Raw genomic sequence first — 9,422 nt, 5'->3', positions numbered from 1 at the left:
CATCGTTGCCTTGGTGGGCCGTTACCCCGCCAACTAGCTAATGCGCCGCGGGCCCATCTGTAAGTGGCAGCCGAAGCCGCCTTTCCTTTTCCCTCCATGCGGAGGAAAAAACTATCTGGTATTAGCCCCGGTTTCCCGGCGTTATCCCAGTCTTACAGGCAGGTTGCCCACGTGTTACTCACCCGTCCGCCGCTAACCTTTTAAAAGCAAGCTTTTAAAAGGTCCGCACGACTTGCATGTATTAGGCACGCCGCCAGCGTTCGTCCTGAGCCAGGATCAAACTCTCAGTAAAGATGTTTGATAAAAGCTCAAAAAGAATTTGACGTTTCGTTTTGTTCAGTTTTCAAGGAACAATCACATCTTGTGACGACTTTTATATCATAACATATCCGGCAGCTTGTGTCAACAAAAAAAGCAAATCAACAAGCAACCATAAAAAGCACAATTTCTATTATACTCGTTATGCAGTAAATCGCAAGTGTTTTTTTCGGTGTGTGCAATATTCCCTGTCCAATGAACAAAATCTACCCGAAAATATACGCCGGCTGGTTTTCATTCTTGCGCCGGTGCAGCAATGAATGCGGCATTGGCAATAGTTGTTTATCAGAACGATAAGATAATAAAGCTTCTATTTTCCTGCAACAAAAGTCCGGTTTCTGCTGCAAACATTACCGGATTAATTCTGTAATAAACAAATCAGGCCGGCTTTCCAAATCAACCATTTCATTGTTGCTAAAAATTTTTACAAGCGGTTTAATGGGAGCGGACGGTTTAATGTAAAGCACTTCTGCTTCCTCATGGTTGGATAAAAAGACCTTTGATCCAATCGTTAAATGGGCAACAAGGGGGATCAATGCATGGATCACAGCGATATCGAACTCCCCGAAGTGGTCCTCCAGCAGCTCTTCAATGGCTTGAAACGGGATTTTCCTCTTTTTATAAATATGGTCGCACACGATGGCATGGTATACATCCGCTACGGCAACAATTCTTGACAGGATCGGGATTCTGTCCGGTTTTTCGCCAAATGGATAGCCGCTTTTGTCAAGACGTTCATGATGCTGTAAAATCGCAAGTTTCGTTTCGGATTTCAAAAGGGGCGAGTGCTGGACCATTTTCAGACCGTATACCGGATGGTTCCTGATTTCTTCGTATTCTTCTTTTGTTAAGGAGGCTGATTTTCTAAGCAAATGCGCAGGGACTTTTGCCATGCCAGCATCCGCGAGGCAGCCCGCCAATGCGGCCTGGTAACAGGTCCCCTTCCCGAGCTGCAGTTTTTGGGCGATTGCGCCGCTTAACAGCCCGACCGAGATGGCATGGTGATAGATATATTCCTCTTTTGTTGCATATTGATGAATAATGCGGATTTTCCCGGGATCCTGTTCAATAAATTCAAAAAGCGGAATAAAAAAATCCCTTACTGCGCCTACACTGACTTTGGAACCGGACTGCCAGCTTTGGAACATTTTCTTGTAGCTGCCAACTGCAGACGTATACCGCTCCCGGAATGCTTCAGGCACTGTTGCCATTTCCTGGTTTTCTTCCTTCACGCCTTCTTCCGCCTCTTTGCGGCTATTGTAACGGCCCGCATCCACTTCTTCTATCCCGAACTCTTTCAGGACATTGATCATTTTCTGCGTTAAAAGGGTTCCTTTCGGCATAATGGGGCGGGCCGTTTTCCCCATGACATCCTTGGTCAAAATATAGCCGGGGACGAGATCGCATACTTTTATCTTCAAGCTTTTCTCCCTCCGTCAACAAGCAACTGTGCTGCCCATATTTTATCAAAAAAAGAAGCATTGTGTGCAATGCTTCCCGAGATTTCTTATTCCTCTCCGGTTTCTTCCACCAGATCAGCATGATTTTCTTCTTCATCTTTTTCCACTTTTGCGACTGTGGCAACATATTCTTCGTCACCAAGACGGATCAGTTTGACGCCCATTGTATTTCTGCCGAGCACTGAAATATCCCCGACAGCCATCCGGATCAGCACGCCGCCCGCTGTAATGAGCATGACATCTTCTTCTCCCGTTACCGTCTTCACAGCAATAAGCGGACCGTTCTTGTTTGTGATATTGCAGGTTTTCAAACCTTTTCCGCCCCGGCTCTGGATGCGGTACTCGCTTCCCTTTGTCCGTTTTCCATAGCCGTTTTTGGTCACAATAAGCACATCATCGTTTTCTTCCAGAATCTCCATGCCGACCACTTCATCATCGCCGCTTAAGGTAATGCCTTTTACCCCTGTTGCCGACCTTCCCATTGAACGGACATCCGTTTCGGGAAATCTGATCAGCATGCCGTTCTTCGTACCGATAATGATTTCTTTATGGCCGTCCGTCAGTTTTACGGAAATCAGCTCATCTTCTTCTTTCAGATGAATGGCAATCAGGCCGTTCGTCCGGATATTGGCAAATTCAGTTACAGGCGTGCGTTTTGAAATGCCTTTTTTTGTGGTAAAAAATAAAAACCAGTCTTCTACGAAATCTTCCACACGGATCATCGTATTGATCCATTCATCCCTGTCAATTTCAAGCAGGTTGACAATCGGAATGCCTTTTGCCGTTCTGCCGTATTCCGGGATTTCGTATCCTTTCTTCTTATAGACTTTTCCTTTATTTGTGAAGAAAAGGATCGTATCATGTGTTGATGTCGTTAAGAGATGTTCAACAAAATCGTCTTCATTCGTGCCCATCCCCTGCACGCCGCGGCCGCCGCGTTTCTGACTCCGGTACGTCGAAATCGGCAGGCGTTTGATATAGCCGTTATGGGTCAGGGTGATGGCGATGCTTTCCTGCGGGATCAAATCCTCGTCCTCAATCTGGTCAACGCTTGCTGCTATAATTTCCGTGCGCCGTTCATCATTAAACCGTTCTTTAATTTCGAGCAGCTCTTCACGGATGATTTCAAGCACTTTTTCTTCATCTGCCAAAACGGCTTTCAGTTCTGCAATCAGTTGGATCAAGCCCCGGTATTCTTCTTCAATTTTTTCGCGTTCCAGCCCGGTCAAACGTTGCAGCCGCATATCGAGAATTGCCTGTGCCTGCTTTTCGGACAGGGAAAATTGCTCCATTAAGCCGGTACGGGCAATATCCGTTGTTTGCGAGGAACGGATCAGCTGGATAATCGCATCAATATGGTCAAGTGCAATGCGCAGGCCTTCCAAAATATGGGCACGCGCTTCCGCTTTTTTCAGTTCAAAAGCCGTTCTGCGGCGGATCACTTCTTCCTGATGGTCAAGGTAAAACTTAAGCGCCTGTTTTAAATTCAGCACTTTTGGCTGGCCTGCAACAAGCGCCAGCAGGTTGATACCGAATGTCGTCTGCATGGCGGTATGCTTGTACAAATTGTTCAAAATCACATTCGCATTTGCATCACGGCGGACTTCAATCACCATCCGCATGCCGTTGCGGTCGGACTCGTCACGCAGATCGGTAATGCCGTCGATCCGCTTTTCATGCACAAGTTCTGCAATCCGTTCGATCAATTTGGCTTTGTTGACCTGGTAAGGCAGTTCGGTCACAATGATGGATTCTTTGCCGTTTGATCTTTGTTCAATTTCCACCCTTGCGCGAAGTGTGATAGAGCCTCTTCCCGTTTCATAAGCACGGCGGATGCCGCTTCTTCCGACAATTAAACCGGCCGTAGGGAAATCCGGCCCTGGGATATATTCCATCAATTCCTGGATCGTGATATCCGGGTCTTTGCTTAAAGCAAGAATCGCGTCGATGACTTCACCGAGTTGATGCGGTGGAATGTTCGTTGCCATGCCGACCGCAATCCCGGAAGAACCGTTCACCAACAGATTCGGAAAACGGGAAGGCAGGACAGCCGGCTCCTTTTCCGAACCATCATAGTTGTCCTGAAAATCAATTGTATCTTTGTTAATATCGCGCAGCAGTTCAAGGGAAATTTTTGACATGCGCGCTTCCGTGTAACGCATGGCAGCAGCCGGGTCGCCGTCAACCGATCCGAAGTTGCCGTGCCCGTCAACCAGCATATAGCGGTAGCTGAAATCCTGCGCCATCCGCACCATTGTTTCATACACGGCCGAATCGCCGTGCGGGTGATATTTCCCGATGACTTCCCCGACGATACGCGCCGATTTTTTATACGCTTTATCAGGAGTCATCCCGAGATCGTTCATCGCATATAAAATTCTCCGGTGCACAGGCTTTAATCCGTCCCGTACATCCGGAATGGCCCGGGATACGATGACGCTCATCGCATAGTCAAGAAAAGATGTGCGCATCTCCTGGGTTAAGTTTACTTCCACAATATTCGATTCCGGTGTGTCAGCCATTTATGCAACCTCCTTTTCTTTAAATGTCCAGGTTTTTCACGTAAATGGCATTTTCTTCGATAAAATTCCGCCGCGGTTCCACTTTATCACCCATCAACATTTCAAACGTGCCGTCCGCTTCAATCGCATCATCGAGGCTCACTTGCAGCATCGTCCGGTTAGCAGGTTCCATCGTCGTCTCCCAAAGCTGTTCCGGATTCATTTCACCGAGGCCTTTATAACGCTGGATGGCCGGCTTCGGCTGGGCAGGCAGCGTATTAAGCAACTCCTCAAGGCCGCGGTCGCTGTATACATATTCAACCTTTTTGCCCTGCTGCACTTTATAAAGCGGCGGCTGGGCGATATAAATATAGCCTGCATCGATTAACGGGCGCATATAACGGTAGAAAAACGTTAATAATAACGTGCGGATATGGGCGCCGTCGACATCCGCATCCGTCATGATCACGACTTTATGATAACGCGCCTTCGAGATGTCAAAATCTTCCCCGACACCTGTGCCGAGCGCGGTAATAATGGTACGGATTTCCGCATTTGACAAAATTTTATCCAAACGCGCTTTCTCTACGTTTAAAATTTTCCCTCTTAACGGCAGGATCGCCTGGAACATCCGGTCCCTTCCCTGCTTGGCAGAGCCGCCGGCCGAGTCACCTTCAACAATGTAGAGCTCGCTCTCAGACGGGTCGCGTGATGTGCAGTCTGCAAGTTTGCCCGGCAGGCTTGTCGATTCGAGCGCGCTTTTTCTCCGTGTCAGTTCGCGTGCTTTTTTCGCAGCCATCCTTGCCCGGGCAGCCATCAGCCCTTTTTCGACAATTTTCCGCGCCACTTGAGGATTTTCCATCATAAACTTCTCGAACGCCTCGGAAAATACCGCATCTGTAATCGTTCTTGCTTCTGTATTTCCAAGTTTCGTTTTCGTTTGCCCTTCAAATTGTGGATCCGGGTGTTTGATGGAAACGATCGCAGTGAGCCCTTCCCGGACATCTTCGCCTGTTAAATTGGCTTCATTTTCTTTGATCAGATTGTTTTTCCGGGCATAATCATTGATGACGCGCGTTAAAGCCGTTTTAAAACCGGACTCATGTGTGCCGCCTTCGTAGGTGTGGATATTATTGGCAAAAGAATAGATATTGCTGGCAAACCCGTCATTGTATTGAAGGGATACTTCAACCGTAATGCCGTCTTTTTCGCCTTCCACATAAATCGGTTCCTTATGGAGCACTTCTTTCGAGCGGTTCAAATGCTCCACGTACGATTTGATCCCGCCCTCGTAATGGTATACTTGTTTGCGCGGATTTTTTTCGCGTTTATCCTCAATGGTAATTTTGATGCCTTTATTTAAAAAAGCCAATTCCCGGAGCCGGGTTGTAAGAATATCATAGTCGAATTCGGTCGTTTCCGTAAAAATTTCCGGGTCCGGCTTGAAGTGGGTCGTTGTGCCGGTACGGTCCGTTTCGCCAATGATTTTTAAGTCAAAGGCAGGTTTACCGCGGCGGTATTTTTGGTGGTAAATATGCCCGTCGCGGTGGACATAGACATCGAGCTCTGTAGACAGGGCGTTCACAACAGACGCGCCGACCCCGTGCAGGCCGCCGGACACCTTATATCCGCCGCCGCCAAATTTCCCGCCGGCATGCAAAATGGTCATGATGACTTCAACGGCAGGCCTGCCCACTTTTTCCTGGATGCCGACCGGGATGCCGCGCCCGTTGTCCTTCACCGTAATGCTGTTGTCTTTTTCAATAAAAACATTGATTTCATCGCAGAAACCGGCCAGTGCCTCGTCAATGCTGTTGTCCACAATTTCCCAGACAAGATGGTGAAGGCCTCTCGCACTTGTCGAGCCAATATACATCCCCGGACGTTTGCGCACCGCTTCCAGCCCTTCAAGAACCTGGATTTGCTCGGCACCATAAGACTGCTTCTGTAATTGTTCTTGTTCCAATTATACCACCTGCACTCTCTTAAATTGAACCTGCGGGATTCCTGCGGATACTGGAGCACCCTCCGGTTATCCCGGCAGGCTGTACCCGCCGTTTTTGCGGTTAGCCGGAAACAGACGTGCCAAAAAACACGCCTTGCATAAAGCCGGTTCAACCTGTAACGGGTGTTACAAGCAAGCACCGGTTGAGTAAGCAACATTCTCTTATGTTAAACCGGTTTTCCGGTAAAATGTTCGGTTAAAAACCCCGCCGGAAAAAGACCGATTGCCCGTTTGAACAGAATGCCTGGGGAAAAAGGCGATAAATAGACCGCATTTTGGGTAATCACGGCTGATTTAAAACTGCCCTTTGCCAAATTGACCGTGGCTTTTTCGAAAGCCTGCAAATAGGCTTCGTTGATTATGGAGCTGTTGAGCGATCTCTCGTCCATAATGGCGATAATATCATCGCTTCGGATCATGACATCTTCCGCGAGATGGAGATACATAGGCACACCTCACCTGACAATTTGTCCTGCCTTCACTGTATACATGGATGCTTCCCGTAAAGTTTGATGATCCACCCCATCCACGCTTGTCGTTGTCACAAAAGTCTGCACCCTTCCCTGTATCGCGTTCAGCAGATGGGACTGGCGGTAGTCATCCAGCTCCGATAACACGTCATCCAGCAGCAGGATCGGATATTCCCGGATTTCCGAATAAATCAGTTCAATTTCGGCCAATTTAACAGATAATGCGGCTGTCCGCTGCTGCCCCTGTGATCCGAATGTGTGAACATCCCTGCCGTTTACTGCAAAGGCTAAATCATCGCGGTGCGGACCGGCCATCGTAACGCCCCTGTCAATTTCCCGCTCCCTTATTTCGGCAAATTTATTTTCGTATGATTTTATCATTTTTGACCAATCGAGCTCTTCTGATACATTCACAGAGGGTTTATATTGGATCTCAAGTTGTTCAAGACCGCGGGAAATCGAATGATGGATCGGGCGGGCCCATTCTTCGAGCATCCGCACAAATTCAAACCGCCGCATGACAATTTTAGCGGCTTGTTCAATTAGCTGTTCGGTTAAAATATCGAGCATCGTCCGGTCTGTCTGTTTTTTCATCTGCAGCTGCTTCAAATAGTGGTTCCGCTGCTGCAATATTTTTTGGAACCGGCTCATATCATACAGGTAAACCGGCGAAATTTGCCCGATCTCCATATCGATAAAGCGCCGCCTGACCTGCGGGCTCCCCTTTACGAGATTCAAGTCTTCGGGCGCAAACATGACCACATTCATATTGCCGATATACCGGCTTAGTTTTTTTTGCTCAATATGATTGTACTTTGCTTTTTTGCCTTTTTTGGAGATGGTCAGTTCAAGGGGGACAGTACCATGCGTTTTGTGAAGTCTCCCTTTTATTTTAGCATATTCTGCGTCCCAGCGGATGAGTTCTTTATCATTTGACGTCCGGTGGGATTTCGCCAGTGCCAAAACATAAATGGCTTCCATCAGGTTGGTTTTTCCCTGGGCGTTTTCCCCGAGGATCACATTGACTTTGTTTTCAAACGGAATGGTTAATGTTTCATAGTTGCGGTAATTGTGAAGTTCCAGTTCCTGCAGGTACATATGCCAACATCCTTTATGCGGAAAAAGCGCCGGTCAACCGCGGATAATGTGAAACATACCGATTCCGCCAATTTCAACCCGGTCCGCCTCTTTCAGTTTCCGCCCTCTTCTTTGCTCCGGTTCTCCATTGACGAGCACTTCATGTTCGGTTAAAAACCATTTTGCCATTCCGCCGCTTTGAATGATATCCGCTAATTTTAAAAATTGGCCAAGTGTTATGGTCTCTGTTGAAATTTTTACATTTTTTTCCATTTGTTCACTCTTTTCATGTACTCACTAACATATTATTTTACTAAAAAACAGGCAGAAATACAAAGCATAACAAAGCATTTTAAGTGCAATCCCTGAAAGAAAGCGGTTTGCCCACGAAAAACTAAATAAATTTATGGCAAGCTGATTTATCTCATGGGGCCTTATATCAAAATAAAGTTTTTCAATTAAAGAAAGACAAATCGATGAGGAAGTTGTTCGATTAGCCATAAAGGATAGTGGGATATGAAACGGGGGATTTTAGTTTATAACCATGATGAGTTGGAATGGGAGTTTGGATAGGGCAACAGTCTTATTGGATTGCGCAGGAATATCTTTTTGAACCTCGAGAAGTTTATTCTTCATCCTAATGAGGTATATAAAGTTCGAGTTAACATTCAGGATTATATACGTTTAGATGCCCCTTTTTAGAGGGGTTTTCTTTTCTATAAAATTCGCTGAAATATCCGAATTGATTTTTGCACATTCTGAAATAAAGTGAAAAAATAAGCACATTATTTCAGATGATATGCCGTATCAATGTGAAAAGGGCAAGCTGAAATAGTGTGCTCGTTTACACTCTTAGGAAAACTACCTTTTACTAAGTTAGTTAAACCGAGACTCTGCGGATTTTGTTACGGAATTTCTTTGGGTTTGCGGTTCAAATTTCCAGGAGAGTCTTGGGTTGCGGCAGCGTGGTCCCTAATTATTGAACTTCAATTTGAAGAGATTTCCCAATATAATCTCAGGTGCAAAAATTCAGAACGATGGATAATCCATTCAATGTCGCCAGAATAGCCGAGTCATTTGGCAGGCAGCATTTCTTTTCTTGTTCATCGCATCTTGCTTTTCTAACTTATCAGATAGCACGAAATTCCCCAAAAAAAATGGATTTTAACGGTCTGAAATCCAAGCGTAAGAAAAACTTTCCTTCCACATTGGAGTCTCTTATTAATCTAACGAATATGATCAGCATAAGGATCGAATAAACCAGTTATTAATAACAATGAAAGAATTATAAAGATAATCCCTATACTTAAAAAAGTGAAAAAAATTCTTCGAGATCTTTTTCTTGTTAGAAAAGAAATGACGAAGGTTATTAATGAAAATAGTATCAAAATAATCCCTGCTCCTATATTCATTGAACATATTCCCCCTCGGACTTGAAAAAATGGAATTGTGCTATTCATTATATGTCACCTTAAAGGATTTATAAAGTGGAGTATGTGTCAAGTATGTGTCAAGTTTTTCTCGACAAGGTTTAAATATCGGGTATTCCAAGACACTCTTTTTGTACACTTTCGGCTACCGTGCTTCACTT

Annotated in this window: 6 protein-coding genes and 1 rRNA gene; all 7 read right to left on the bottom strand. The window is 45.8% G+C overall.

Annotated elements, in window-relative coordinates; all coding sequences use genetic code 11:
* A 16S ribosomal RNA gene (locus IC21_RS15470) occupies nucleotides 1–292 on the bottom strand; the annotation flags it as partial.
* Between the two features lie 376 nt (nucleotides 293–668).
* On the bottom strand, nucleotides 669–1,739 hold the full coding sequence (locus IC21_RS15465) for an HD-GYP domain-containing protein (protein ID WP_029142973.1): 1,071 nt from the start codon (nucleotides 1,737–1,739) through the stop codon (nucleotides 669–671).
* Between the two features lie 86 nt (nucleotides 1,740–1,825).
* Nucleotides 1,826–4,300 carry a DNA gyrase subunit A gene (gene gyrA / locus IC21_RS15460; RefSeq protein WP_029142974.1) on the bottom strand — a complete coding sequence of 825 codons (2,475 nt, stop codon included), beginning with the start codon at nucleotides 4,298–4,300 and terminating at the stop codon, nucleotides 1,826–1,828.
* A 19-nt stretch (nucleotides 4,301–4,319) separates the two neighbouring features.
* Nucleotides 4,320–6,245: a DNA topoisomerase (ATP-hydrolyzing) subunit B gene (gyrB, locus tag IC21_RS15455; protein ID WP_029142975.1), complete on the bottom strand. Its 1,926-nt coding sequence runs from the start codon at nucleotides 6,243–6,245 to the stop codon at nucleotides 4,320–4,322.
* 206 nt (nucleotides 6,246–6,451) lie between these two features.
* Entirely contained in the window at nucleotides 6,452–6,730 is a 279-nt protein-coding gene (remB, locus tag IC21_RS15450; protein ID WP_029142976.1) for an extracellular matrix regulator RemB, read from the bottom strand.
* 9 nt (nucleotides 6,731–6,739) lie between these two features.
* Entirely contained in the window at nucleotides 6,740–7,852 is a 1,113-nt protein-coding gene (gene recF / locus IC21_RS15445) for a DNA replication/repair protein RecF (protein WP_017552553.1), read from the bottom strand.
* Nucleotides 7,853–7,885: 33 nt separating this feature from the next.
* Nucleotides 7,886–8,104: a S4 domain-containing protein YaaA gene (gene yaaA, locus IC21_RS15440; protein WP_029142977.1), complete on the bottom strand. Its 219-nt coding sequence runs from the start codon at nucleotides 8,102–8,104 to the stop codon at nucleotides 7,886–7,888.
* Nucleotides 8,105–9,422: the final 1,318 nt, after the last annotated feature.

The sequence above is a fragment of the Heyndrickxia coagulans DSM 1 = ATCC 7050 genome, from assembly GCF_000290615.1.
In the GTDB taxonomy this organism is placed as follows: Bacteria; Bacillota; Bacilli; order Bacillales; family Bacillaceae_C; genus Weizmannia; species Weizmannia coagulans.
Note: the sequence above shows the minus strand (reverse complement) of the source record. Positions and strands in the feature narration are given on the sequence as shown.

Excerpts from the sequence above, each read along its gene's own strand:
- gyrA (WP_029142974.1), bottom strand. The coding sequence starts at position 4,300 with ATGGCTGACACACCGGAATCGAATATTGTGGAAGTAAACTTAACCCAG.
- remB (WP_029142976.1), bottom strand. The coding sequence starts at position 6,730 with ATGTATCTCCATCTCGCGGAAGATGTCATGATCCGAAGCGATGATATT.
- recF (WP_017552553.1), bottom strand. The coding sequence starts at position 7,852 with ATGTACCTGCAGGAACTGGAACTTCACAATTACCGCAACTATGAAACA.
- yaaA (WP_029142977.1), bottom strand. The coding sequence starts at position 8,104 with ATGGAAAAAAATGTAAAAATTTCAACAGAGACCATAACACTTGGCCAA.